Origin of the sequence: Burkholderia sp. MSHR3999 (assembly GCF_000833595.1) — a bacterium.
GTDB lineage: Bacteria > Pseudomonadota > Gammaproteobacteria > Burkholderiales > Burkholderiaceae > Burkholderia > Burkholderia ubonensis.
The window spans coordinates 2185061-2209878 of sequence record NZ_JRFO01000007.1 but is presented as its reverse complement, the minus strand read 5'-3'; the positions used below and the strand labels follow the sequence as shown (position 1 = coordinate 2209878).

26 protein-coding genes are annotated in these 24818 nt (G+C 64.4%); 13 read left to right on the top strand and 13 right to left on the bottom strand.

Annotated elements, in window-relative coordinates:
• Nucleotides 1-15: 15 nt before the first annotated feature.
• The 4 genes from KY49_RS33085 (at nucleotide 16) to KY49_RS33070 (ending at nucleotide 3807) form a co-directional block, all read left to right on the top strand.
• On the top strand, nucleotides 16-1053 hold the full coding sequence (locus tag KY49_RS33085; protein WP_042588934.1) for an ABC transporter permease: 1038 nt from the start codon (nucleotides 16-18) through the stop codon (nucleotides 1051-1053).
• 39 nt (nucleotides 1054-1092) lie between these two features.
• Nucleotides 1093-2034, top strand: a complete 942-nt coding sequence (locus KY49_RS33080; RefSeq protein WP_042588448.1) for an ABC transporter substrate-binding protein — start codon at nucleotides 1093-1095, stop codon at nucleotides 2032-2034.
• Nucleotides 2035-2064: 30 nt separating this feature from the next.
• Complete coding sequence (locus KY49_RS33075) at nucleotides 2065-2937, top strand: amidohydrolase family protein (protein WP_042588447.1); 873 nt, start codon at nucleotides 2065-2067, stop codon at nucleotides 2935-2937.
• Between the two features lie 111 nt (nucleotides 2938-3048).
• Nucleotides 3049-3807 carry a FadR/GntR family transcriptional regulator gene (locus tag KY49_RS33070; protein ID WP_042588446.1) on the top strand — a complete coding sequence of 253 codons (759 nt, stop codon included), beginning with the start codon at nucleotides 3049-3051 and terminating at the stop codon, nucleotides 3805-3807.
• Between the two features lie 27 nt (nucleotides 3808-3834).
• Here KY49_RS33070 and KY49_RS33065 read toward each other — a convergent pair whose 3' ends face one another.
• A complete protein-coding gene (locus KY49_RS33065; RefSeq protein ID WP_042588445.1) occupies nucleotides 3835-5076 on the bottom strand; it encodes an NAD(P)/FAD-dependent oxidoreductase in 1242 nt (413 codons plus the stop codon).
• A 190-nt stretch (nucleotides 5077-5266) separates the two neighbouring features.
• On the opposite strand from KY49_RS33065, the gene KY49_RS33060 reads away from it, so the two are divergent.
• The gene (locus KY49_RS33060; protein ID WP_042588444.1) at nucleotides 5267-5818 is read left to right on the top strand and encodes a GNAT family N-acetyltransferase; all 552 of its coding nucleotides are present in this window, start codon (nucleotides 5267-5269) and stop codon (nucleotides 5816-5818) included.
• A gap of 46 nt (nucleotides 5819-5864) precedes the next feature.
• Here KY49_RS33060 and KY49_RS33055 read toward each other — a convergent pair whose 3' ends face one another.
• The 4 genes from KY49_RS33055 to ampC all read right to left on the bottom strand — a co-directional run bounded on the left by KY49_RS33055 (nucleotide 5865) and on the right by ampC (nucleotide 9894).
• A complete protein-coding gene (locus KY49_RS33055) occupies nucleotides 5865-6200 on the bottom strand; it encodes a hypothetical protein (RefSeq protein ID WP_042588933.1) in 336 nt (111 codons plus the stop codon).
• A gap of 162 nt (nucleotides 6201-6362) precedes the next feature.
• The gene (locus KY49_RS33050) at nucleotides 6363-7682 is read right to left on the bottom strand and encodes a hypothetical protein (RefSeq protein ID WP_231636615.1); all 1320 of its coding nucleotides are present in this window, start codon (nucleotides 7680-7682) and stop codon (nucleotides 6363-6365) included.
• A 274-nt stretch (nucleotides 7683-7956) separates the two neighbouring features.
• Nucleotides 7957-8670: a hypothetical protein gene (locus KY49_RS33045; protein WP_042588443.1), complete on the bottom strand. Its 714-nt coding sequence runs from the start codon at nucleotides 8668-8670 to the stop codon at nucleotides 7957-7959.
• Nucleotides 8671-8718: 48 nt separating this feature from the next.
• Nucleotides 8719-9894 (bottom strand): class C beta-lactamase, encoded by a 1176-nt coding sequence (gene ampC, locus KY49_RS33040; RefSeq protein WP_042588442.1) that lies wholly within the window; start codon nucleotides 9892-9894, stop codon nucleotides 8719-8721.
• Nucleotides 9895-10403: 509 nt separating this feature from the next.
• Between ampC and KY49_RS33035 the strand changes: the two genes are divergently transcribed.
• The 3 genes from KY49_RS33035 to KY49_RS33025 all read left to right on the top strand — a co-directional run bounded on the left by KY49_RS33035 (nucleotide 10404) and on the right by KY49_RS33025 (nucleotide 12967).
• Nucleotides 10404-11105: a YfiR family protein gene (locus tag KY49_RS33035; RefSeq protein ID WP_042588441.1), complete on the top strand. Its 702-nt coding sequence runs from the start codon at nucleotides 10404-10406 to the stop codon at nucleotides 11103-11105.
• Complete coding sequence (locus KY49_RS33030) at nucleotides 11102-12370, top strand: diguanylate cyclase domain-containing protein (RefSeq protein ID WP_042588440.1); 1269 nt, start codon at nucleotides 11102-11104, stop codon at nucleotides 12368-12370. The genes KY49_RS33035 and KY49_RS33030 overlap by 4 nt, the downstream gene beginning before the upstream one ends.
• A gap of 87 nt (nucleotides 12371-12457) precedes the next feature.
• A complete protein-coding gene (locus KY49_RS33025; protein WP_042588439.1) occupies nucleotides 12458-12967 on the top strand; it encodes an OmpA family protein in 510 nt (169 codons plus the stop codon).
• A 369-nt stretch (nucleotides 12968-13336) separates the two neighbouring features.
• Here the strand turns inward: KY49_RS33025 and KY49_RS36645 are convergent, their stop codons facing one another.
• The 5 genes from KY49_RS36645 to KY49_RS33005 all read right to left on the bottom strand — a co-directional run bounded on the left by KY49_RS36645 (nucleotide 13337) and on the right by KY49_RS33005 (nucleotide 17434).
• Nucleotides 13337-14329 (bottom strand): DUF6896 domain-containing protein, encoded by a 993-nt coding sequence (locus KY49_RS36645; protein ID WP_082062491.1) that lies wholly within the window; start codon nucleotides 14327-14329, stop codon nucleotides 13337-13339.
• Between the two features lie 437 nt (nucleotides 14330-14766).
• On the bottom strand, nucleotides 14767-15396 hold the full coding sequence (locus KY49_RS33020; protein WP_042588438.1) for a hypothetical protein: 630 nt from the start codon (nucleotides 15394-15396) through the stop codon (nucleotides 14767-14769).
• Between the two features lie 298 nt (nucleotides 15397-15694).
• Nucleotides 15695-16234 carry a hypothetical protein gene (locus tag KY49_RS33015; RefSeq protein ID WP_042588437.1) on the bottom strand — a complete coding sequence of 180 codons (540 nt, stop codon included), beginning with the start codon at nucleotides 16232-16234 and terminating at the stop codon, nucleotides 15695-15697.
• A 16-nt stretch (nucleotides 16235-16250) separates the two neighbouring features.
• Nucleotides 16251-16850, bottom strand: coding sequence for a hypothetical protein (locus KY49_RS33010; RefSeq protein WP_042588436.1), 600 nt, complete (start codon nucleotides 16848-16850; stop codon nucleotides 16251-16253).
• Nucleotides 16850-17434: a hypothetical protein gene (locus tag KY49_RS33005; protein ID WP_042588435.1), complete on the bottom strand. Its 585-nt coding sequence runs from the start codon at nucleotides 17432-17434 to the stop codon at nucleotides 16850-16852. The genes KY49_RS33010 and KY49_RS33005 overlap by 1 nt, the downstream gene beginning before the upstream one ends.
• A gap of 882 nt (nucleotides 17435-18316) precedes the next feature.
• On the opposite strand from KY49_RS33005, the gene KY49_RS33000 reads away from it, so the two are divergent.
• The 5 genes from KY49_RS33000 to KY49_RS32980 all read left to right on the top strand — a co-directional run bounded on the left by KY49_RS33000 (nucleotide 18317) and on the right by KY49_RS32980 (nucleotide 23283).
• Nucleotides 18317-19438 (top strand): branched-chain amino acid ABC transporter substrate-binding protein, encoded by a 1122-nt coding sequence (locus KY49_RS33000; RefSeq protein ID WP_042588931.1) that lies wholly within the window; start codon nucleotides 18317-18319, stop codon nucleotides 19436-19438.
• 170 nt (nucleotides 19439-19608) lie between these two features.
• The gene (gene livH, locus KY49_RS32995) at nucleotides 19609-20535 is read left to right on the top strand and encodes a high-affinity branched-chain amino acid ABC transporter permease LivH (protein WP_010089870.1); all 927 of its coding nucleotides are present in this window, start codon (nucleotides 19609-19611) and stop codon (nucleotides 20533-20535) included.
• A gap of 11 nt (nucleotides 20536-20546) precedes the next feature.
• Nucleotides 20547-21818, top strand: coding sequence for a high-affinity branched-chain amino acid ABC transporter permease LivM (locus KY49_RS32990; protein WP_042588434.1), 1272 nt, complete (start codon nucleotides 20547-20549; stop codon nucleotides 21816-21818).
• Nucleotides 21815-22582 (top strand): high-affinity branched-chain amino acid ABC transporter ATP-binding protein LivG, encoded by a 768-nt coding sequence (gene livG / locus KY49_RS32985; protein ID WP_042588433.1) that lies wholly within the window; start codon nucleotides 21815-21817, stop codon nucleotides 22580-22582. Before KY49_RS32990 ends, livG begins: the two co-directional genes overlap by 4 nt.
• Entirely contained in the window at nucleotides 22582-23283 is a 702-nt protein-coding gene (locus tag KY49_RS32980; RefSeq protein WP_010089867.1) for an ABC transporter ATP-binding protein, read from the top strand. The genes livG and KY49_RS32980 overlap by 1 nt, the downstream gene beginning before the upstream one ends.
• Nucleotides 23284-23572: 289 nt before the next feature.
• Here KY49_RS32980 and KY49_RS32975 read toward each other — a convergent pair whose 3' ends face one another.
• From KY49_RS32975 to KY49_RS39400, 3 genes are all read right to left on the bottom strand, one after another.
• A complete protein-coding gene (locus tag KY49_RS32975) occupies nucleotides 23573-24205 on the bottom strand; it encodes a LysE family translocator (RefSeq protein WP_042588432.1) in 633 nt (210 codons plus the stop codon).
• A 101-nt stretch (nucleotides 24206-24306) separates the two neighbouring features.
• Nucleotides 24307-24567 carry a LysR substrate-binding domain-containing protein gene (locus KY49_RS39095; RefSeq protein WP_052495825.1) on the bottom strand — a complete coding sequence of 87 codons (261 nt, stop codon included), beginning with the start codon at nucleotides 24565-24567 and terminating at the stop codon, nucleotides 24307-24309.
• A complete protein-coding gene (locus KY49_RS39400; protein ID WP_052495824.1) occupies nucleotides 24564-24791 on the bottom strand; it encodes a hypothetical protein in 228 nt (75 codons plus the stop codon). Before KY49_RS39400 ends, KY49_RS39095 begins: the two co-directional genes overlap by 4 nt.
• Nucleotides 24792-24818 lie beyond the last annotated feature (27 nt).

Genomic DNA, 24818 nt, shown 5'->3' with positions numbered 1-24818 from the left:
CGCTGACCGATGACCATGTCCAACGATACGCATCCCGTTCCTCCGATCGCCTCCGGCGACGCACCGGCCGGCGCGTCCGGCTTGCGCGCACGCTTCTTCAACCCGGCCGCGCGGCAGCGGCTGCTGGCGTTCGCCAGCCTGCTGCTGCTGATCGCGTTCTTCAGCGTCGCATCGCCGAACTTTCTCGAGGTCGACAACCTCGTCACGATCCTGCAGGCGACCGCCGTCAACGGCGTGCTGGCGGTCGCGTGCACCTACGTGATCATCACGTCGGGCATCGACCTGTCGGTCGGCACGCTGATGACGTTCTGCGCGGTGATGACCGGCGTCGTGCTCACCTATTGGGGGATGCCGCTGCCGGTCGGGATCGTCGCCGCGCTCGGCTTCGGCGCGTTGTCCGGCTGCGTGTCGGGCATCGTGATCGCGAAGATGAAAGTGCCGCCGTTCATCGCGACGCTCGGCATGATGATGCTGCTGAAGGGGCTGTCGCTGGTGATATCCGGCACGCGCCCGATCTACTTCAACGACACGCCGGGCTTCACGTCGATCGCGCAGGATTCGCTGATCGGCAGCCTGGTTCCGGCGCTGCCGATCCCGAACGCGGTGCTGATCCTGTTCCTGGTCGCGATCGGCGCGTCGGTCGTGCTGAACAAGACGATCTTCGGCCGCTATGCGTTCGCGCTCGGCAGCAACGAGGAGGCGCTGCGGCTGTCGGGCGTGAAGGTCGACGCGTGGAAGATCGGCGTCTATACGTTCAGCGGCGCCGTGTGCGGGATCGCCGGCCTCTTGATCGCGTCGCGCCTGAACTCCGCGCAGCCCGCGCTCGGCCAGGGCTACGAGCTCGACGCGATCGCGGCGGTCGTGATCGGCGGCACGTCGCTGTCGGGCGGCGCGGGCAGCATACTCGGCACCATCATCGGCGCGTTCATCATGAGCGTGCTGACCAACGGCCTGCGCATCATGTCGGTCGCGCAGGAATGGCAGACGGTCGTGACCGGCGTGATCATCATCCTGGCCGTCTACCTCGACATCCTGCGCCGGCGGCGCCGTTGACCCGACGCGCAATACCGCAATACGACAAGGAGACGCGAAGTGATCAGGAACCCGCTGTTGAACGCGATCGTCGGCGTGACGTTCGCCATCGGCCTCACGGCCGCCGCGCACGCGCAGGAAGCCTACATCCCGCTGATCTCGAAGGGCTTCCAGCACCAGTTCTGGCAGGCCGTGAAATCAGGCGCGGTGCAGGCGGCGAAGGACTATCACGTGAAGGTGACGTTCGAGGGCCCCGAGACCGAGGCGATGATCGACAAGCAGATCGACATGCTGTCGGCCGCGATCGCGAAGAAGCCGGCCGCGCTCGGCTTCGCGGCGCTCGACAGCAAGGCCGCGCTGCCGCTGCTGAAGAAGGCGCAGGCCGAGAAGATTCCCGTGGTCGCGTTCGACTCCGGCGTCGACAGCGACATTCCGGTGACCACCGCGGCCACCAACAACAAGGCCGCCGCGTCGCTCGCGGCGGACAAGCTCGCCGAGCTGATCGGCAAGGAAGGCGAGGTCGCGGTCGTCGCGCACGACCAGACGAGCCGCACCGGCATCGATCGGCGCGACGGCTTCGTCGAGCGGATGAAGTCCGCCTATCCGAAGATTCGCGTCGTGACCGTGCAGTACGGCGAAGGCGACCAGCTCAAGTCGACCGAGGTCACGAAGTCGATCCTGCAGGCGTATCCGAAGCTCAAGGGGATCTTCGGCACCAACGAAGGATCGGCGATCGGCGTCGTCAACGGCGTGCGGGAGATGAAGCGCAAGGTCGTGATCGTCGGCTACGACTCCGGCAAGCAGCAGAAGGACGCGATCCGCAGCGGGCTGATGGCCGGCGCGATCACGCAGAACCCGGTCGGCATCGGCTACCGGACCGTCGAGGCGGCCGTGAAGGCGATCAAGGGCGAGAAGCTGCCGAAGATCATCGATACCGGCTTCTATTGGTACGACAAGACCAACATCGACGATCCGAAGGTGGCGGCGGCGCTGTATGACTGAGCGGGACCAATGCACTCCGACATTTCTCCCATGACCGACTTGCGCATCGATGCTCATCAGCACTTCTGGCGTTATCGCGCGGAAGACTACCCGTGGATCTGCGCGGGCATGGACGCGCTCGCCCGCGATCGCCTGCCGGACGAACTGCATCCGCTCCTGCGCGCGCACGCGCTGGACCGGTCGATCGCGGTGCAGGCGCGCGCCGGACGCGAGGAAACCTCGTTCCTGCTCGGCCTCGCGCGCGGCGACGCGCGCATCGCGGGCGTCGTCGGCTGGGAGGATATCGGTTCCCCGTCGCTCGCGGACCATGTGGCCGAGTGGGGCCGGGACAAGCTGCTCGGTTTTCGGCATCAGGTCCAGGATGAAGGCGACGTCGCCGCGTTCGTCTCCCGGCCTGTGTTCGAGCGCGGCATCGCGTGGCTGCAGGCGCAGCGCTACGTGTATGACGTGCTGGTGTTTCAGCGCCAGTTGCCGGACGTGCGCGCGTTCTGCGCACGCCATGATGCGCACTGGCTCGTGCTCGATCATCTCGGCAAGCCCGCGCTCGCCGAATTCGAGCGCGACGAAACGGCCTTCCCGCGCTGGCGCGACGCATTGCGCGAGCTGGGCGCGCTGCCGCACGTCGCGTGCAAGCTGTCCGGGCTCGTGACGGAAGCGGACTGGGCGCAGGGCCTGAGGCCGCAGGACTTCAGCCGGATCGAGCGATGCCTCGACGCCGCGCTGGAGGTGTTCGGTCCGCAGCGCCTGATGTTCGGTTCCGATTGGCCCGTGTGCCTGCTGGCGGCTTCGTATGACCAGGTCGTCGCGCTGGTCGAGCGATGGGCGGCGACGCGCTTGTCGGAGCCCGAGCGGCGTGCGGTGTGGGGCGGCACGGCGGCGCGTTGCTACGGGGTGGCGGCGTGACGCGCGGCCTCGATGCCGGCATATAGAATTACAGAATTACGATAGCGTTTGCGGCCTGGGAATGTGTCCCTGCCGCTGCGCTCCACCCAAACCGACGACCCGCTTCAGCGTATGTCCATCCAGCCGATTCAGAACCGCCGCCTTTACCAGCAGATCGCCGACCGGCTGAGCTCGATGATCGCGTCCGGCGATTTTCCGCCGGGCAGCTATCTGCCGCCCGAGCGCGAGCTGGCCGAGCAGTTCGGCGTGTCGCGCACGTCGGTGCGTGAGGCGCTGATCGCGCTCGAGGTGAGCGGGCTCGTCAGCGTGCGCGTCGGCGACGGCGTGAAGGTCCGTCATCCCGAAGCGGCCGCGCTGCCGCCCGAACGGAGCTCGCAGCCCGGCGCGCTTGCGGTGGTCGAGATCGACCCCGAGCTCGGCATCGCGCTCGATCTCGATACGGAAATCCCGCCGTTTGCGTTGCTGCAGGCGCGCCGGCTGATCGAGCCGGAGGCTGCGGCGCTGGCCGCGACGCACGGGTCGGACGCGCAGATCGCCGGCATCCACGAGGCCTTCCTGCGCAACGAGGAAGACAACCGCAGCGGCTCGCGCACGCATCCCGGCGACCGCCTGTTCCATATCCGGATCGCCGAAGCGAGCGACAACCCGGCCTATGCGCTGATGATCAAGCAACTGCTCGCGCACAAGTACGATCCGATGTTCCAGCGGCTGCAGTCGCTCTATATGCCGAGCGACATGCCGCACCGTTCGGAGCGCGAGCACCGCGCGATTCTCGACGCGATTCGCGCGCGCGACGCGGACGCCGCGCGGCGCGCGATGGCCGAGCATCTGGATTCGGTGATCCGCATCTTCGGGCGAGCCTGCGATTGAGCCTGACGCGGCGCTGCCGCGCGCCGTTCAGAAGCGGTCGGCGCGATACGGCGACGGGTCGGTAAAGGGCGTCTCGCCGGTCATCATTTCCGCGAGCAGGCGGCCCGTGACGGGGCCGAGCGTCAGCCCGTGATGGTTGTGCCCGAACGCGAACCACAGCCCGCGATGCGCGGGGGCGGGGCCGATCACCGGCCGCATGTCCGGCGTGCACGGCCGGAAGCCGAGCCACGGCTGCGGATCGAGCCGCTCGCCGAAGCCGAACAGCGGGCGCGCGAGCCGTTCCGCGCGGTCGAGCTGCACGCCGGTCGGCGGCAAGTGGCGGCGCGCGATCTCGACGCCGGTCGTCAGGCGCAGCCCGCGCTGCATCGGCGCGATCACGTAGCCGTATTCGCGATCGACGATCGGCGCGGACGGCACGCCGCGTGCCGATGGCGCGTAGTGCATGTGATAGCCGCGCTTCTCGCGCAGCGGAATCCGATAGCCGAATTTCCCGAACACGGTGTCCGACCACGGGCCGAGCGCGACGACGACCGCCGGCGCCGCTGCCGCGCCGTCGCGCGTCGCGACCTGCCAGCCGGGCGACAGCGCGTCGAGGCTCGTGGCGTCGCCGTGCAGCAGCGTGCCGCCGCTTTGCTCGAAGAGCCGCGCGTATGCTTTGACGAGGCCGGCGGGATCGACGACGCTTTTCGGATCGAGCCAATGCAGCGCGCCGCAGAAGCCCGGCGCGAGGCTCGGTTCCTGTGCGAGCAGCGCCGCCGCGTCGAGCGGCGTCACGCCGAGCCCGTGACGGCGCGCGGTGAGCTGCGCGTCGGCAAGGCCGCGCTGGAACGCGGCGGGCGAGCGGAACGCTTCCAGCCAGCCGCTCGCGCGTACCAGCGCGTGGGCGCCCGCGCGCGCGATCAACGCGTCGTGCTCGACGATGCAGCGCTCGATCAGCGGCAGCATGTCGCGCGCGGCCGCCGCGTGGCGCTGCGGCGCGGATTCCCACCAGAAGCGCGCGAGCCACGGCGCGAACGCGGGCAGCGACGCGCCGTGCCAGTAGAGGTCGGTTGAGCGGTTCAACGCGTAGCGCAGCAGCGTGAACGGGCTGCGCGGGAACGGGTAGGGCTCGACGGACGAGCGCTCGATCAGCCCAGCGTTGCCGAAGCTCGTGCCTTCGCCCGGTGCGCCGCGATCGACGAGGGCGACCTTGCGGCCGCGATCCTGCAGATGGAGGGCGGCGCAGACGCCGACGATGCCTGCGCCTAGAACGATGACGTCGAAATCCATCGATGTTTGCTGAAGCGAGTGGTCGGGAGATGGGGGGCGAGGAGCACGTGTGGGGATCAAGCATACCCGGGACCGGGGCGGAGGGCCAAGTGTGCCCGATAGCGGATGCCGATACTGCTTCTTCATACAGTTGTCGGCCGGCGGCCCAGATGTTTTAATGGGCCGCCATTTTTCATGCCTGCCCACCGCCATGTCATTGTTCGAGCCCGTCACGCTGACCACCGCCCGCTTGAACCTGCGGCCGATTCAGGAAGATGACGCACACGCGCTGTTCGCGATCTGGTCGGATGCGGAGGCGATGCGCTATTTCTCGTTTCCGCCGATGACGAGCCTGGATCAGGCAACGGAGCGCGTGGCTCGCAAGTTGTCGACTGCCGCCGGCGGGGAGGACCTCACTTGTGCAATCGAATTGCGGGCAACCGGTGAAGTGCTCGGCGAATGCGCGCTCTTCAATGTGCACGAATCCTGTCGGCGGGCGGAAATCGGCTTTAGCCTGAAGCGCACGCATTGGGGCCGCGGATATACGAGTGAAGCGGCTGCCGCGCTGGTCGGGCATGCGTTCGGCACGCTGGATCTGCGCCGGATCGAGGCGGATATCGACCCGCGCAATGCGGCGTCGGCGCGCGTGCTCGAACGGCTCGGATTCGTTCGCGAGGGGCTGCTGCGGGAGCGGTGGATGGTTGGGGACGAGGTGTCGGATAGCGCGTTGTATGGGTTGCTCAAGCGGGAGCGGCGGGAGTAGGTGGTTGTTGGGTGTTGACAACACCTGCCTGCTTTGGGCCGCCGGCTTAGTCATGGAAGGGGCCGGCCTCGAACGTCGCGGCTCCGTCAGCGTACTCTCGTGTCCATATATCACGGGGATCTTCCCCGGAGCCCTTTACTGCAAATGACGTGTGGGGCAGGCATTCGGCCAGTTTGTCGAAAAGCATGATGACCGACATGCTGTCCAGAAAGAAAAGCGTCGAAGTTGGCAGAGCCGAGCCACATGCTTCGGACAGGTCGCTCAAGACGTCGTGACCAAGTGCATATTCGTCAAGAAACTTCGACAGCACTTCCCGAGCGGCGGCGACATTCAACGGCTCGCCATCGAAAGGATGAACCCAAACCTGCGTGTGAAAACTCATGGTGACCGACTCCGTCAATTTCCTGGTTCAAATACCGACGAGTGCTTACTCGACGTTCCAAGCGAGTAAATGATTGTTAGCGATTCACCCCAAGATGTCGATCGACCGCGCATGGTCGGTCGCCGCTACCGCTTTCGACGTGACGTCCGGCAAGGATGCCGATCACATCTCTATTCCTGCTTCTCTCAACAGGTCACGCAATGCTTGATGTCGATCCCGGGCCAGTTCGACGAGCCGCGAACCGGCATTCGGACGCGACAGGATCTGCCGATGCTGAGCACCGGGCTTCGTCCAGGCGGAAATCGAGTTGTCGATCCATTTTCGCAATGCGAGGGCGAGGTCGTCATCGGCGCCTTCGGACGGCGTCCGGTGTTCCGCAACGAGCACGAGACAAGCGAGGTAATCCCACGGATTCCTCGCGCAGATCGCCAGCGCCGCATAACGATCTCCGTGCCGGGCGAGCATCGTTTCGATTTGTTCGAGCGAAACGAATGCACCGAGCGCGCACTGGCGAACCCCGGCTTTTCTCACCCTGCGCGCCGGATCGAGCAGCGCACGCGCCGCGATTTCGTCCTTGAGCGACGGCGTCAACCGGGCCAGCAGCACGACGGCATGCGCGCGAAGATGCGCGCGCGGGTCGCCGGAAAATTTCTCCAAAATTGCAGTGGCTTCCGGCGCGTGTCGCTCCGCGAGCAGCGACAAGCCGGCGCGGATTTGCGTACCCGACAGCTTCCCGCTTTCGAGCATCGCGATGCATCGTCCCACGACATCCCGTCCACGCTCGTCGAGCAAGCGCGCGGCGGCGGACCGCAAGCAGCCTTGCGAGTCGAATATCGCGCGCCACAGGAAGGGTTCCTGATCGGCGTCGAGCCGATCGCTCGTCACGTATCTGAACGCCGCATACCGGACCGGTCCGAACGGAGACGCCGCGGCGAGCTCGATGCACCGCTCACGATCCTGCATCGGCACGCGTTCGAGCAGTGCGACTGCACGCTGTGCGGTCATGATGTCACCGGATCGCAGGGCACGCTTGACCAGATCGGCGAGTGGCAACAGTTGATGGTCGATCGCCAGCAGATAGGCCGTGCGCTTGAGGCGGAAATCCGCGCTTGCCATCGCCGTGATGATCGCCTCGGCGCCGCCGGCGTGCACGATGCGCTTCTCGAACCCGAGCAGCCATGCACTGTGGTCGATGCGTGTGGCCGACAAGAGATCGCGCAGTCCGGGAAGCAGGGCGACGAAATGCACGGCGGCGACGGTTGCAAGGAGCTTGTTCAGCGCGTCCGTTGCCGCGTTGCGAACCACGGGCACCCAATCGTTCACGCGCTTGGCGATCGGCTCGAGAAACTCGCTGCCGCCGAGCTCGACCGCCCGGTTGATCGACGCTTCCCGGACATAACCCGAGTAGTGCGAGATGCACATAGCGATCAGCTCGCGATCGGTGCTGGTGGCAAGCATTTCGAGCGCGGTGCACAGCTGCATTTGCCGGCCTTGCGCCAAATAGATTGTTTGCGCGGGCTTGGGCTTTGGGTCGGACGTGGGGATAGGTGCGAATACAGGCACAGGCGCCGGCGCCGGCACTGATGTTGGCGCTGGCACTGGCTCAGGTGCAGTGGATACGGTTGCAGTGGAAGACGGCCGCCTGCGGAAGATTCTCTCGATTAGATTCATTGTGCTTTTTTGATCCTGGTCGCCGGATGATAGCCGTCTTCATCGATGAGTGACAGCGGGCCGGCACAATCCAGACAACGCCGCATCACGACTGGCTGTAGTAGATCTTGACCGCGTATCGATAATCCCGCCCTTGCGCCGCGCACCATTCGGGAAACGAGCCGACCGGATTCCGTGACCACGCTTGCCAGTCCGCTACGAGTTGGGCGAAATGGTCCACTTCCGATGCGAGGCGAGCGAACGCGGCGGCATCCGGCGCATCGGCGATGAGGCGCCTTGCGCGCTCCAGTTTTGCAAGCGCGTGATCGACGCTGCCGATGAAGCGCGACTCGTCGAGATGATGGGTCGCGAAGTCGACGGAGTCGAGTGCACGCCCGATCAGCATCGTCCGGACCGGCATGTCGTCGGGGCACATCGCGAGCGCGTCGGCCAGCAGTGCATCGTCGCGCTCGAGGATGCCAAGCCACCGGACCGGCAGGTTCGCATCCGGCTCCTCGTGCATCCACGCCTGCAACGTCGGCAGCAGGAATCGGGCCGTCAGCGGTTGCGCGAGGAACTGATGCGCTTCCGAAGTCCGCGCATTGGCCTCGAGGATGTCGATGGCGGCGCGCCGGGCCGTCGTGCTGTCAAACGAGTGCGAAGCGTCGAGAAAGCATTCGAGCGCGGCGAATGCATATCGACGCAACCCTTGCTCGCGGAAGCGGCAATAGTCCGCGAGCGGCTTCAGTTCGGGGCAGGCATCGAACGTTTCCGCCAGCTTCAGGAGCCCTTCGAAATTGTGCTGGTTCCAGTAGTACATGGCGGTAAGCGTCGAGAAGAAACGGGACAGTATATTCGGGGTGTGCGCTTATCGACCGTCAAGGCCAAGCGACGTCAGTATCCGGTACGCGGCCGTGACCCGTTCCTCGTTCGGGTAGTGCCGGTTGGCCAGGATGACGATGCCCATGTGCCGGGCAGGAACGAAAGCCACGTATGCGCCAAACCCGTCGGTCGAACCGGTCTTGTTGATCCAGACCTGCTGCTGAGGCGCTTGAGGGGGCTTGATCTCCTCGACCGGCATTGCATTGAGTGCCATCGACAAGGAATTGCCTTCGGTCAGCGTCTTCAATGCGACCGGATACGGATACTGCTCCCAGATCAGGTCCTGGGTCATCGGACCTGCGTTGAAGTAGCCGGTGTGCGTGTCGGTGATTGCCTGCTGAAGCGGTTTGTCCAGCTTCACTTCGCCCATGTTGGCTTGCACGAAACGAAGCAGGTCGGCGGCGGTCGTCTTGATCCCGTACGTCTTCGAAGACAACACGTCGGTGGTCATCCTGGTCGGCGCGCCGTCCTTTGTATAGCCTTGTGCATAATCGGCCATACGCGAGCGCGGCACGTCGACGTAGCTGCTCTTCATCCCCAGCGGCGATAGCAGATGACGGGACAACGGCACGGCGAAGTCCTGCTGCCCCATGCTGGTCGCCGTAATCAGGCCGAGCGTCCCGATGCTCACGTTGGAATAGGTTCGATAGGCGCCCGGCGAGTAGGTGGGGCGCCAGTCCTTCAGATACCGCATCAACTGATCTTCGTTCCGGATGTTGCCTGGAACCTGCAAAGGCACTCCGCCAGGCGTGTGTGTGCCGAGTTCAACGAGGCTGACGTTGCCGAACGGGCTGCCTTGCAGGTTCGGCAGGTACTTTCCGGCCTTGTCCGACATCGAAAGATGGCCGGTGACTTGCGCCCAGGATGCAAGCGTTGCGGTGAACGTCTTGCTGACGGACCCGATCTCGAACAGCGTATCGCGCGTGACGGGCCGCCGGGATTGCCGCGATGCGACGCCATAGTTGAAAACGTACGTCTGCCCGTCTGCAACGATTCCTACTGCCATTCCCGGGATGCCGTATTTCGCCATGATCGGCAAGACGACGCTGTCCGATACGCTCTTGACGGTGTCCCGCCGATCATTGGCCGCGTAGCCGATGGTTGCCGTTGCACACGTGGAAAATAATGCGGCCGCCATGATGCGCTTGATCCCGTGCTTCATATTTTTTGGATTCCTTTAGATTGATGCCAAGTTGGAAATTGCGCGGCGGCTTGCCAAATTCACGATGCCATATGGAGAAAATCTGGAAAGCCGTTGTCTTGCATCCCTGCCGATGCCGGTTTCTGATTCAACGAACTCCTGAGGCATGCGGCGGATGGGTGATTGTCGTGTGGGGAGTGCACGACGACAAGCGAGGATATTTTGTTGGAGACAAAAGAAATTCTTGCTCGTGCGCCCCGGGGCGCGGAACGCCAGATACGGGCGTCCAATCCGCTGAACAATTCGCCGACGTCTGGACCGGGTCGACGGCGGGTTCGGCATTCGCCTGTATAAATCGCGCACTGCACTTGTTCAACGTGCTATCGGACGCTTGTGGCGGGTGTTTCTCACTGGTCGTCCGCGCGACTTTGTACCTAATATGAAGCAATCGTGCGCATGATGCGGTGTCTGCACGCGCAGGGCGGGGGCAGGAGGCGGCGCCGGGAGCGGCGCCAGCGGATGTTTCGATCATGGATGCGACAGTGTGCGCGGCGTCTGCCAGTCTTGCGACTGCAACGACGCCAACGGGCGCGGCGGCGAGCGCCGCGCGGACGACGTCCGGCCGGCCCGGCCGGGCCGCCTCGTTGCGCCGCCAAGCGTTGCTCACGGTGGCTTGCGTGCTGGGCGCGGCGCTCGCCGTACTCGCCGGGGCTCCCGCCAGTGCGGTCGATTCGGCCGACACCGTGCGCATCGTCGCCGTCGCGAGCCGCGCCGATTCCGCCATTTCGACACTCGACGCCGCCGTACGTCAGGTCGTGCTGGGCATCGTCAGCTTCACGCGCTGGCCGACAACGCCCGTCAGCCTGCATCTGTGCGTGACGGGCCGGCCCGACTACGCGCGCGGCCTGATCGACACGCTGCAGGCCGGCTCGACGCAGATCGACGTGCAGCGCGTTCGCTCCGACGATGCGTCGCTCGGCATGGCCTGCGACATCGTCTATTTCGGCACCCTGAGCGACGACGAGCGAACGCGGGTGAGCGCCGCGGTGGCCGGCCATCCGGTATTGACGATTGCGGAACACGATCCGCCCTGCACCGCGGGCAGCATGTTCTGTCTCAATGTCGACGGCGAACGCGTCACGTTCGACGTCAATCTCGACGCCGTGGCGCGCAGCGGCGTGCGCGTTCACCCGAATGTGCTCAACCTTGCGCGGCGGCCGGTGACGCCATGACACGGTCCGCGCTCCCCGTTTCCCCTTCACGCATGTCGCGCCCGACGCTGCAAAGCGTGTTGCGCCGCGCGCACCTGCGCCTGGCGTTCGTCGCCGTCGCGATGGCCGCCGTGTCGTTGATCGTGGTCGCCGTGATCGCATTGCGTGCCTATGCCGGCAACAATCTGAACCTGCTGGCCCGCTCGCTCGGCTACACGGTGGAGGCGGCGCTCGTGTTCGGCGACCGCGTCGCGGCGGCCGAGGCGATCGCGCTGATCGCCAGCGACGAGGACGTGGCGCAGGTGGTGGTCACGGATGGCAAGGGGCAGCCGTTCGCGACGTGGCAGTTGCCCGCCGGCAGCAAGATCGCCCGGCTCGAGCGAAGCGTCGCCGACCTTGCGCTGCCTGGGCCGGTGACCATTCCGGTCGTGCACGACGGCAGCGTCGTCGGTCGCGTCGTCGTGCGCGGGCGAGGGCACCAGTTCTTCGGTTTCCTGCTGGGAGGTGTCGGCGGCATTCTCGGCTGCCTGGCCGTCAGCGTGTTCGGCGCTTATGTCAGTTCAAAGCGCCTGCTGCGCAGCATCGTTTCGCCGTTGCGCGCGCTGGCCGGCGTCGCTCACGCCGTGCGGCGCGAGCGTGCGTTCGAGCAGCGGGTCGAGCCCGCGGCGATCGCCGAACTGAACCAGCTCGGCGACGACTTCAATGCGTTGCTCGACGAGCTGGAAGACTGGCAGAACACCCTGCGCGACGAAAACGCGTCGCTCGAACACAAAGCGACGCACGATGCCCTCACGGGCCTGCCGAACCGCGCGCAGTTCGAATCACGCCTCACGCTCGCCCTCCGCGAGGCCGCGGTGACGAGCCAGCGGGTTGCCGTCCTGTATCTCGACTGCGATCGCTTCAAGGAGATCAACGACGGCTTCGGCCACGAAGCCGGCGACGTGGTGCTGATCGGCATCGCGACGCGGCTGCGCGCGCAGTTGCGCGAGGCCGATCTGGTCGCTCGCCTGGGCGGCGACGAATTCGCCGTGATGCTGGCGCCCGTGCGCGAAGCGGACAGTGTCGTCCGGATCGCCGATGCGATCCTGTCCGGCATGACGCCGTCGATCGTGCTGGCCGATGGCCGCGCGGTGCCCACGATGATGAGTATCGGCATTGCGCTGTATCCCGATCACGCGTCGGACGCGAGCGGCTTGCTGCGTGCGGCGGATGCCGCGATGTACCGGGCCAAGCGCACACGGCCGGGGTCGTGGCAGTTGGCTGAAGGGGTCGCCGGGCCGGCTTGAGGGTTATCGCGTCGTGCAGAGGGCGGGGTTGTCGCAGCGGTTTGAAACCGTGCGTGCATGGCGGGCGCGTTTTAAGGGGATGCGATGATGGAAAACCCGTTTCCTGTGAGCATTGGGCGGATGTGCATCGGCGGCGCGCTGATGCTGTGCATGCTGCTCGGCGGCTGCAAGACGCCGCCGCCTTATCGCGGACTGACGCAGACGCAGGTCACGGCGCTCAAGTCGGCCGGGTTCCATGAGACCGAGCAAGGTTTCGAGTTCGGCTCGACCGGACCGATCCTGTTCGATTTCGACCGCTACAACCTCAAGCCCGACGTTCGCCGGATCGTCGAGCGGATCGGGCGCACGCTCAGTTCGGTGGGGATCAACGGGGTGCGCGTTTATGGGTACTCGGACGAGGAGGGCGCGGATGCGTACGACCTGGAATTGTCCAGGCGTCGTGCCGAAGTCGTGGCGATCGAACTCGTCGACGTCGGGCTGGATGCGAAGCGCATTGCGATCGTGGGGAGAGGGAAGCGCGAACCGGTGGGGGATAACCGGACGCCGGCGGGCAGGGCGCAGAATCGAAGAGCGGCGATCGTGGTTTCGCCGAGGTGAGGGAGCTTAGTTTCTGGGCACGGCCGGGAGGTCTCGACGCAAATTGCGCATCTGTGCGCAGTAGTTGCGCGTGGTAGCTTGCCATGGGCAATCCGGCCAGCACGGATACGCGAATATCCCGGCACGGCTGGTTGCAATCATCGTCACGCAGACACGTGAACGTCTGTTCCGCACAGCTTAGGGGCGATTGAGATAGGCTTCAGATACTGAAGACAAGCGTTCCCTGTGCATATGAGCTGCCACAAAGGCCGAACGACTTTCATGCTTGGTTTGGCTGAGCCGGCGCAGATAATGAATTCACCAGAACATGGCGAGCCCGCTTTCGGTTAGGGTGGCTGGATAAAATATGAAAATTTATTGATGATCAAGTTAATGTTTGCTGATTTTTCGGCGATATGTGCGTTTTTTTCTGATGCTTATTTCGCTTGTGCGGCCATTGATAAGGTAATGAACTTCACATAAAATTCGATATTCTGAAAATAATTTATCGATGGCGAAATGTAGATCTTCTGCCCATTGAAGGCGCTCCTCGCCCTTTGCAAAGAAATTTCGTGTGGCCTCGATGTTGTTGCGAAGATGGAAGGTGTCATTTCGAAATTTTCTGAGCGGGTCAGAGTGCTGCTTCATCATCTGGCCCAATGCATCAACTTTAGGAATGAGCTCTCGAAAACGTGCTGGGCGATTTTCCTGAATCAGGATGCGTATCCTAAGTTTTTGGAGGCCCTCGCAGGTTGTGCGGAGAAATCCTAGCCAAGATGATAGATAAATCCTAAATTTTATCTTATCGCCGTCACTCAGGTAGTCGTTTTTTTCCAATTTTTTGTTGAGCTTTTCGTAATTTTCCCGCATCAGATCAGCAGCTAGAAAGTAGCCACTGTGGAGCACTAAAATGGGATCCAGGTGTCGGCATGGGAGGTTATCGCCTGGTAATCGACTATCTACATCCATTGCTAACGAGCGCGGGGTATTTGCGACGTAGTAAAGGAAGTCTTCTGAGCGAATTAATGATCCTTTAATGACGGCTTCGGTGAAGTACTTTTTTAATAAATCTTCCGTTTCAAAGCCGTATTCTTCTAGTTTATTCTTCGCAAAACGTGTCAATCTCCATTCGTCGAATCCACCAATTTCCCCATCCTTACCAAAATCGAAATCTACTTCACCTGTGGGTAGCTTTACTGCACATCCGCTGCCATGTTTGAAGTAGTGAACACCGCCTTCAAGCTCGCCGTGTACCGGGATTTCAGTTTCAATCCAATCTGCACTGGAGAAAGGCATTCTGATGCCGGATCGCTGCATGAGCACCAAAGCAGTACGCGTACTTTCCTGATAGTCGCAGATCAAGCGGGCAAGTTTATTATTCACGAATCTTGACTCGGAGTGGAATTAAAGTGTCGCTGTTGTTGCGGGGAGTGTTGAGGGTAATCGATTTCGATGGGAGTGCGCAACTGTTGACTATCTGAGGATAATGAGATTGTCTATCTGTGGGCGAGGCTTGGTTATTCGTGTTATGTGTGCATATGCAAATGTGAGGGGGCATTGATTGACGATAGATGTCGCGCGAATTGTAAGCAGGGGACGAATCTGCCGTTCAATATTGATCGTTTCAGATCGTCAGAGCGAGTGCGTTTCGACGAGTATGTCAGAGGGGCGGCGACGCGGTGTCAGGGAGAGCGTGCCACTAAACTTTGACAACATCCGGACTGCGAACGGCAACTAACGTCTAACTTGCGTGTCAGGAGCCCAAGTAGCGTCCGGATCAATTGGGTGTGAGGCGGTGCGATCGCGCGCCGCGCGCGTCATCACCACCGGAGATCGCACGACGACCGCGACGTCCCCGCGCCACCCGTCGCGGTGCAACGCGTGCCGGCACCGTTGTCGTAGAACGCGCGCGTCTCGGGCTGCGGCACCGACGGGTCGTACGGATTCGGCACGCCGGGCAGCCCGTGCGCGCGGCCGTACGGACGCATCGGCATGCGCGGGTTCGACGGCGGGAACATCTGCGTCGCGTGCAGACCGGTGCCGTACGGCGTCCCGTTGGCCTTCAGATACGCATCCCAATTGAGCGTGCGCCGTTCATACTCCGGCACGCGGCGGCCGAGACCATCCACGCCGGGTGTGATGCGGTTCGCGGGCCAGTGCGATTCGCCGGCGCGCTTGTCCTGCGCGCGGCGCACGAGGCGGCCGCCGGACATCCGAAGCTCGCGGGTATCGTTCGTCTCGAACGGGCCGCGCGTCGCGGACGCGGGGTAGCGCCCGGCATGCGCGTCGCGCGGGATGCGCACGCCGTTCGTCGCGCGCCGCTCGGCACGGAACACGTTTGTGCCGGTCACGTCCCGGTTGGGGATGCCCTGGCTCCACGCGCAGGCAGTCATGGCGAAAAGCGCACCGGCGAGCGCGGCGGCGGGAACGAAGCGAAAGGCGTGATTCATGGGCGATGCAAGGCAAGCGACATGCGTTGAAAGAAACGGGCAGATCGCTGGCTGGCGGCAGGCGCGCATCGCGGCGGGGGCTGGCTGGACTGCGGAAACGGCCGCACATTATTTCATAAAAATAAAAGTGAGCTTTCTAATCAACGCCTTGGGCTGCCCTGCACGCAAACTTGCCTTTTTAAGTCCTCTTCTCCGCCATCGCTACCGCACTACGATTTCGCTTATGTGCTTTTCCTTGGCTGGTCGGTGTTTTTTCCGCGCAATGCAGCGAAAGCAGTTTCAACCGTGTTCGTCGCTGTCAGCGCATGAGCGACGCTCCGGTCGCGTAGTCAAACCGATAAATATCGTGATTGAAATCGATAGCCTCGATACAGTCGGGCAGCAAGCGGACGCGTTCGGTGAAGATGTCTGCACCGGATGCCGACCACATGACATTACCCTGCAGCGACAGGCGCGCAATCTCGAGTTCCCCGTGCGAGATCAGGGTCGCCCGGTCGCTTTCCCAGTAAATGCCGAAGCAGGTCGCGATATCGACGCAGGTCGACCAGACCAGCGGGTGCGGTGAACTCAACGACAGGCAGGCGACATGATTGCCTACCGCCAGGTACAGCTTGTCGTCGATCGCGACAGCCGAACGCGCATGTACTGCCGTGCATCCGCCATCCGCACCGACGACCGCAACGCGACATCCATTCAGCTCGACTCCATGAACGGAAGACGGTCCGTAGTTCCCAAGAAGTAATTCGAGAGGATAGGCGCGAATATTGTCTTGCGATCGGAATGTATAAGTCGGCTCATTCACGATCGTGACTACGCCAAATTGTGTGTCGAGTTGCATGCCAAGTGCCGCCCTGCTATTGGATCTTGGCCTCGGCGTTCGCCACGCGCCGGCCTGCGGCGGCGAACTCGGGGTCATCGAACAGCTGGCGCAGCAGGCTCTGGAAGATCGCAGACGCCTGATTGAGTCCGTCCGCCGCGACGAGCATGCCGATGAAGTGCGTATCCCACTGCGCATTCGCGCGCAATGCCTTGTCGTAGACGATCGATTGATCGCGTCGGATGACGAACCGTCCGCCCAGTTCAGCCTGACCGTCTGATATCCGGACGTCCGTCAACGTCGCATCCAGCGTGGCCAGTGCGTTCGCATCGTAGTGTCCGGCCGTCGTCAGCTCGGTACGGATGGCCTCGTTCAGATAGTCCGACCAGGAACCGTTGCCGGGCGCGGCGTAACGCATCGACCGGACCTGGGCCTGTATGCCGGCCGGGTCGGGGCCGGTCGTCACGCGAAAGCGCGCGTCCCGCGGCAGCCTGGCTAGCGTCATCTGGTTGGCGACGCTCGCCTGATAATGCGGCACCGGCTGCGTGACGCAGCCGCCCAAAGCCAGCGTGACGGCCAGAACTGCCGGCGCGGCGAGCGCGCCGACGACGTTCCGGCATGCAATCCGGACCGGCATCACTGCGCGAGATCCGACGATTGATCGATTTCCTCGAGGCTCTTCGCGACGATCTGCCGGATCATCGTGCTCGATGCATCCTGCAGGGTCATCGATTTCAGCCCCTCGGGCCCGGACGCATTGCCGATCGTCGTGTAGATCGCATGCTTGACGACCTTGGTCACGGCGTCGTGCCCGGGTGCGGCATAGGTGGCCGTGCAGACGTAGCCGTCGGTGACCATCGTGCCGACGAGGCCGAACGTGAGGCCGGTGCCGAACCCCTGGGCGCTCGCGTTTTCGGTCTGTGGCAGGTTGTTGATCGTGATTGACAGCTTGCGGCCGGACGCGACCGGCTCATACGACACCTGGCTGAACAGGCCAGATTGCGACACCTGCTCGTACACGCGCGGCTTGAAGGCCTCGGTGGCGCGTGCATTGGGAACGCCCTTGGTCTGGAATTCGACCAGCAGCTGGACGGGTTGCGGGCTGGCCGGCTTCTTCAGGTCGGAGTAGTGCGGCTCCCCGAGCGACGAATCCACGTAGGAATGCATCGACATGCAGGCGGACAGCGACAGCGCAAGGCAGAACGTGCCGGCAACGGTCATCAGGCGTTTGGTATTGAATATAAAGGTCTCGTGTTTCTATTGTTGTCAGCGAGCGAGCTCGCACCCCGGAATGCGCCGATCGAGCAGGGGCGCGCCGATGCAAGAATCGACCACGCCACGAGATGGCGTCTTGTAGTTAACGGTGGGCGTCGGGGGTTCTTTAGCGGACGGATACGGAGTGCCGATCGAGGCTGCGCCGCGCGCGTCGGGAGTCGGCCGGGCTGCGGTTTCAAATCATTTCAATAAAACAACAAATATCTTTCTAAACAACGCCTTCGGTCTGTAAATTGTATGGCTGTCGGTCCGGCCCCTATTCCCGGAAATGGTGCGTCACACGCCTTCCGTTCGGTTGTCCTGTCCGCCCGATATCTCCCTTTAAATCACGTCCCCGCGCGGTCGAATGCCACGGATTCCCGAACGCCTTGCCCCGCCTCGCTGAACGGCGAAACCCCGCTCGCTGTCGCAACCCGATTGCACTCCACGCAAGCGGGCCCTTTTAAAACCGGTTGCTCCTCCATCGCTACCGCGCCCCGTTTTCGCCTACGTGTTTTCCCTTGGTTGGTCGGCATTTTTGACAGATGAAAGAAAAACGCCCATATAATTTCGGCTGCCTTGCCAACGGCTGTCGGACCATCCATCCGGCGAGCGCTTTGGCAAGCGGGGCAGGCGAAACGCTTGCGCAATGCAAGACGCATCACGATGTCTTTCCGAACCAGACGTCCCCTCGGGGACTGCAAGAGCCGGGCCCCGCTACGCATCATTCCGCCGCAGGTCCGTCTTCATGTGTCTCGGGCGTGTCCCATGTCCTCGCCCCGGGTGCTGTTCGATTGCGCAAGTCATGCCGCCTTTGCCCGTATGACTAACAACATCGAGGAGCTCCTGATGACGCTGTCCCGTCTTACGTCCATCTCCGTCGCCGCCGTGCTGTTCGCCGCCGGTGCCGCCGCCGCGCAAGCGGAAACCGTGAAGATCGCCATCGCCGGGCCGATGAGCGGCTCGGTCGCCCAGTACGGCGACATGGTGAAGGCTGGCGCACTGACCGCGATCGAGCAGATCAACGCGGCGGGCGGCGCGGGCGGCAACAAGTTCGAGGTGGTGATGATGGACGACGCGTGCGAGCCGAAGCAGGCCGTCGCGGTCGCGAACAAGATCGTCAGCCAGAAGATCAAGTACGTGATCGGCCACGTGTGCTCGGGTTCGACGATTCCCGCGTCCGACATCTACGAGAACGAAGGCATCGTGATGGTCACGCCGTCGGCCACCGCGCCGCAACTGACCGAAGGCAAGAAGCGCCACTTCATCTTCCGCACGATCGGCCGCGACGACCAACAAGGCCCGGCAGCGGCGAAGTACATCATCACGCAAGTGAAGCCGAAGAAGGTCGCGGTGCTGCACGACAAGCAGTCGTACGGCCAGGGCATCGCGTCGTCGGTGAAGAAGGACCTCGAAGCCGCGAAGATTCCGGTCGTGCTGTTCGAAGGCATCAACGCCGGCGATTCGGACTACTCGGCGATCATCACGAAGCTGAAGTCGCAAGGCGTCGATTTCGTCTACTTCGGCGGCTACCACCCGGAAATGGGCCTGCTGATGCGCCAGGCGCGCGAGCAGGGCGTGAAGGCCACCTTCATGGGGCCTGAGGGTGTCGGCAACAAGGACGTGACGGCGATCGCCGGCCCGTCGTCGGAAGGCATGCTCGTCACGCTGCCGGCCGATTTCACGGCCGACCCCGCCAACGCATCGCTCGTGAAGGCGTTCGCCGACAAGAAGCGCGACGCGAACGGCCCGTTCCAGATGCCGGCATACGCGGCGGTGAAGATCATCGCCGACGGGATCGCCGGAGCGAAGTCGACCGACCCGACGAAGGTCGCCGCGTACCTGCACAAGTCGACGTTCGACACGCCGATCGGCAAGGTCGCTTACGACGCGCAGGGCGACCTGAAGGCGTTCAAGTTCGTCGTCTACACGTGGCACAAGGACGCGACCAAGACGGTCGCCGCCAACTAAACGGAGTACCCGCCCGCGCACCCGCCCTGCTCGAAACCCGAGCGGGGCGGGTGTGTATTTGGCCGCGCGAGCGGCCATCGGGCGGCTCGTGACGACACCGTGCGTTGCCCGCAGCCCCGCCGCGATCCGGCGGCGGCGCCCGGCGCGGCGCTACCGGGAGCTTCCCGCACATGACTGATTTCTTTCCGCAATTCGCCCAGCAACTGGTCAACGGCCTGACGCTGGGTGCGATCTATGCGTTGATCGCCATCGGCTACTCGATGGTCTACGGCATCATCGGCATGATCAACTTCGCCCACGGCGAGATCTACATGATCGGCGCGTACGTGGGCCTCGTGACCCTCACGGCGATCGGCGTGTCCGCCGGCTATCCGCTGCCGCTCGTGCTCGGCGCGGCGCTGATCGTGTCGGTGCTCGTCACCGGGCTGTACGGCTTCGCGGTCGAGCGCGTCGCGTACCGCCCGCTGCGCGGCGGCCCGCGCCTCGTGCCGCTGATCTCCGCGATCGGCATGTCGATCTTCCTGCAGAACTACGTGCAGATCGGCCAGGGCGCGCGCGACGTGTCCGTGCCCGTGCTGATCTCCGGCGCGTTCGACATCCACCTCGGCGGCGACTTCGACGTCACGGTGCCGTATGCGCGCCTCTTGATCGTCTGCGTGACGATCGCGCTGATGATCGCGCTCACGCTGTTCATCTCGCATTCGCGGATGGGCCGTGCATGCCGCGCGTGTGCCGAGGACATGAAGATGGCGAACCTGCTCGGCATCGACACGAACCGCGTGATCTCGTTCACGTTCGTGCTCGGCGCGATGCTCGCGGCCGTCGGCGGCGTGCTGATCGGCCTGACGATCGGCAAGCTGAACCCATACATCGGCTTCGTCGCGGGCATCAAGGCGTTCACCGCCGCGGTGCTCGGCGGCATCGGCAGCATTCCGGGCGCGATGCTCGGCGGCGTGCTGCTCGGCCTCGCCGAAACCTTCGCGGCGGGCTACATGCCGGCCGAGTACAAGGACGTCGTCGCGTTCGGCCTGCTCGTGCTGATCCTGCTCTTCCGCCCGACCGGCCTGCTCGGCAAGTCGGACATCGAAAAGGTTTGAGGGAGGCGCAGATGAGTCAAGTCATTTCCGTCCGCCGGCCGGCTGCCGGCGCATCGTTCGGCGACACGCTGAAGAACGCCGTGGCCGCCGCGCTGCTGACGGCGATCCTCACGGTGCCCGTGCTCGGCCTGCAACTGAAGCTCGACGGCTACCAGGTCGTGCTCGAGCCGCACTGGCGCCCCGTGTGGATCGCGGTCGCGGCCGTGTTCCTGTTCCAGCTGTTCAAGCCGTGGCTCACGCGCGCGAAAGCCGCGGTGACGCTGCCGGCGCTGCCCGCGATGGGCGCGCGGCAGCAGCGCGCGATCGTCTGGGCGCTGCTCGCGGTCGGCCTCGTATGGCCGTTCTTCGGGTCGCGCGGCGCGGTCGACGTCGCGACGCTCGCACTGATCTACGTGATCCTCGGCCTCGGGCTGAACATCGTGGTCGGCTTCGCGGGCCTGCTCGACCTCGGCTACGTCGGCTTCTACGCGGTCGGCGGCTACACGTACGCGATGCTCAACCAGTACTTCGGGCTCACGTTCTGGGAGTGCCTGCCGCTCGCCGCGATCGCGTCGGCGACGTTCGGCTTCCTGCTCGGCTTCCCGGTGCTGCGGCTGCGCGGCGACTATCTCGCGATCGTCACGCTCGGCTTCGGCGAGATCATCCGCCTGCTCGCGAACAACCTGACGAGCCTCACCGGTGGGCCGGACGGCATCTCCGGCATTCCGAAGCCGACCGTGTTCGGCTTCGAGATGGCGCGCAGCGCAAGCGTCGAAGGCGCGAAGACCTTCCACGAGCTGATCGGCCTCGAGTACAGCGGCGAACACATGGTGATCTTCCTGTACCTGCTCGCGCTGCTGCTGGTCGGCTTCACGCTGTTCGTGACGAGCCGCCTGATCCGCATGCCGATGGGCCGCGCGTGGGAAGCGCTGCGCGACGACGAGATCGCGTGCCGTTCGCTGGGCCTGAACCCGACCCGCATCAAGCTGTCGGCATTCACGCTCGGCGCGGCGTTCGCGGGCATCGGCGGCGCGTTCTTCGCGGCGCGCCAGGGCCTCGTGAACCCGGAATCGTTCACCTTCATCGAGTCGGCGCTGATCCTCGCGATCGTCGTGCTCGGCGGGATGGGCTCGCAGCTCGGCGTGATTCTCGCGGCGATCCTGCTGACCGTGCTGCCGGAAGTCGCGCGCGGTTTTGCCGAGTACCGGATGCTGATCTTCGGCCTGGTGATGGTGTTGATGATGATGTGGCGTCCGCAGGGCCTGTTGCCCGCGAGCCGTCCGCACGTGGAGCTCCCGCAATGAATGCAGAACTGTTGAAGGTCGCCGGGCTGCAGATGCGCTTCGGCGGGCTGCTCGCCGTCGACGGCATCGATTTCGACGTGCGCCGCGACGAGGTGTTCGCGATCATCGGGCCGAACGGCGCGGGCAAGACCACCGTGTTCAACTGCGTCGGCGGGTTCTACAAGCCGACCGGGGGCAACGTCGTGCTCGACGGTCATCCGATTGCCGGGCTCGCGAGCCACCAGATCGCGGTGAAAGGCCTCGTGCGGACGTTCCAGAACATCCGCCTGTTCAAGTCGCTGACGGTGGTCGAGAACCTGCTCGTCGCGCAGCACCGCAAGGTGAAGTCGGGCCTGCTGCACGGCCTGTTCGCGACGCCGGCCTACCGGCGCGCGGAGAAGGAGGCGCTCGAACGCGCGGCCGTGTGGCTCGAGCGGATGAACCTGACGTCGGTCGCCAACCGGCCGGCGGGCACGCTGTCGTACGGCCACCAGCGCCGGCTCGAGATCGCGCGCTGCATGATCACCGAGCCGCGCCTGCTGATGCTCGACGAGCCGGCGGCCGGCCTCAACCCGCAGGAGAAGATCGAGCTGCAGCACCTGATCGACCGGCTGCGCCGCGAGTTCGGCGTCGCGGTGCTGCTGATCGAGCACGACATGAGCCTCGTGATGGGCGTGTCGGACCGCATTCTCGTGATGGAGCACGGCCGGCCGATCGTGATCGGCACGCCGGAGGCGGTCCGCAACGATCCGCGCGTGATCAAGGCGTATCTGGGGGAAGAGTGATGCTGAAGCTGGAACAGGTCCATACGCACTACGGCGCGGTCGAGGCGCTCGCGGGCGTGTCGATCGAAGTGAACAAGGGCGAGATCGTCACGCTGATCGGCAGCAACGGCGCCGGCAAGACGACGCTGATGATGACCGTGTGCGGCACGCCGCGCGCGTCGTCGGGCCGCGTGCTGTTCGAGGGCAAGGACATCACCGGGATGTCGACGCACCAGATCATGCGGCAGGGGATGGCGATCTCGCCGGAAGGGCGGCGCGTGTTCCCGAGCCTCACGGTGCTCGAGAACCTGAAGATGGGCGGGTTCTTCGCGAGCCGCGACGAGATCGACGCGGGCGTCGAGCACGTGTATCGGCTGTTTCCGCGCCTGAAGGAGCGTTCGTCGCAGCGCGCGGGCACGATGTCGGGCGGCGAGCAGCAGATGCTCGCGATCGGCCGCGCGCTGATGAGCAAGCCGCGCCTGCTGCTGCTCGACGAGCCGACGCTCGGCCTCGCGCCGCTCGTGATCGCGCAGATCTTCGACATCATCCGGATGATCCGCGACGAGGGCGTGACGGTGTTTCTCGTCGAGCAGAACGCGAACAAGGCGCTGCACGTTGCCGATCGCGGGTACGTGCTGGAGACGGGGCGGGTCGTGCTCGCGGATACCGGCGCGAACCTGCTCGCGAACGACCGGATCAAGCAGGCTTACCTGGGCGGGTGATGAAGGAGGCCGCCGGCCTGCAACGGGCCGGCGGCCTGGCCGGGGTGTTTGCTTGCGGAATCTTGCTGGCGGCGCGCCGGCACGGCGGTTTGCAGGAAATGTGCAGCTGATTTGACTTCGATCGTAGTCAAATCAGCTGCACGCTGCGCGACAACCTCGCCTACGGCTGCGACGACGCGCCGCCCGATTCGGCGCTGCGCGAGCGGGTCGACATGCTGGAAGTGCACGAGCTCGGCAAGGGCAGCGACGGCGATGTGCTGGATGGAAGGGATTTGCGTCGCGTGAGCGCTCAGGCCTGCCGGGCCGCGAGCAGCCGGATTCCCAGCCCGACGAACAGCAGGCCGCTCGCGCGCTTCAGCGCGCGCACCCAGCGGGTCATGCCGAAGCCGCGATGAAACTTGCGCACGCCGGCCGAGTAGACGCTGTGGACGAGCATCACCATGCACGCGATCGTCAGGTACATCACGATGAATTGCATCGGCAGCGGGCGGTCGTGCGCGATGAACTGCGGCATGAACGCGGACAGGAAGACGAGCGTCTTGGGATTGCTGGCCGACACGAACAGCGCTTCCCGGAACAGCTTGTTCCGGTCCGGCATCTCGTGCGGCTGCAGGCCGTTGCGCGCATCGGCGCCGGTACGCGCGCTGCGCAATTGCCGGATGCCCAGCACCATCAGATACAGCGCGCCGACGATCTTCACCGCAACGAACAACGGCGGCATCGCGGCCAGCACCGCGCCGACGCCCAGCGCGACGAGCACGACTACGAACAGTTGCGCAACCAGATTGCCGGCGATGGTCGCGGCCGTGCCGTGGCTGCCGTACCGCACGGTGTTCCGGATGACGAGGAGCACGTTGGGGCCCGGCGACAGCGTGGTGACAAGATAGGCCGCAGCAAAGAGAATCCAGGTCTGAACGGACATGCGTCGCTCCGTGAAGTCGATACCGCGCGTGTAGATGCAGGGATGATGCCACGCCGGCGCCGAAGCTGCGCGGGACTGCCCCGCATCGCCGCGATGCGCGTTCAGTGTTCCGAGCAGACGGCGCGCAATGCGTGATCCAGGAACTCCAGCGTCGTGCCCAACTTCGGCAGGCGTTCCCGGTGGCGCGTCCAGATCAGGTTGACGGGCAATCCCGCCGTCGCGCATGCAGGCGGCACGTCGACCAGTTCGCCGCTGCGCAGCGCGTCGCGGATCATCCAGGTCGCGAGCTGCGCGATCCCGTAACCGGCCTTCACCGCCTGGACCTGCGCTTTGCCGCTGCCGACGACGATCCGGCCGTTCATCGTTCTGCGTTCGATTTGCCCGTTCGGCCGGGCACGACCCACGGACTCACGCTGCCGTCCGCGCGGCCGTAGGTCACGCAATCGTGGCGTTCGAGATCCGCCACCTCGCGAATCGCCGGACGCTGCTGCAGATGGCGCGGCGCCGCACAGAAGATCACGCGCTCGCGGCCGATGGTCCGATGCGCGAGCAGGCCGGAAAGGAACTCGACGCTGCCGATCCGCACCGCGACGTCGATGCCTTCCTCGACCGG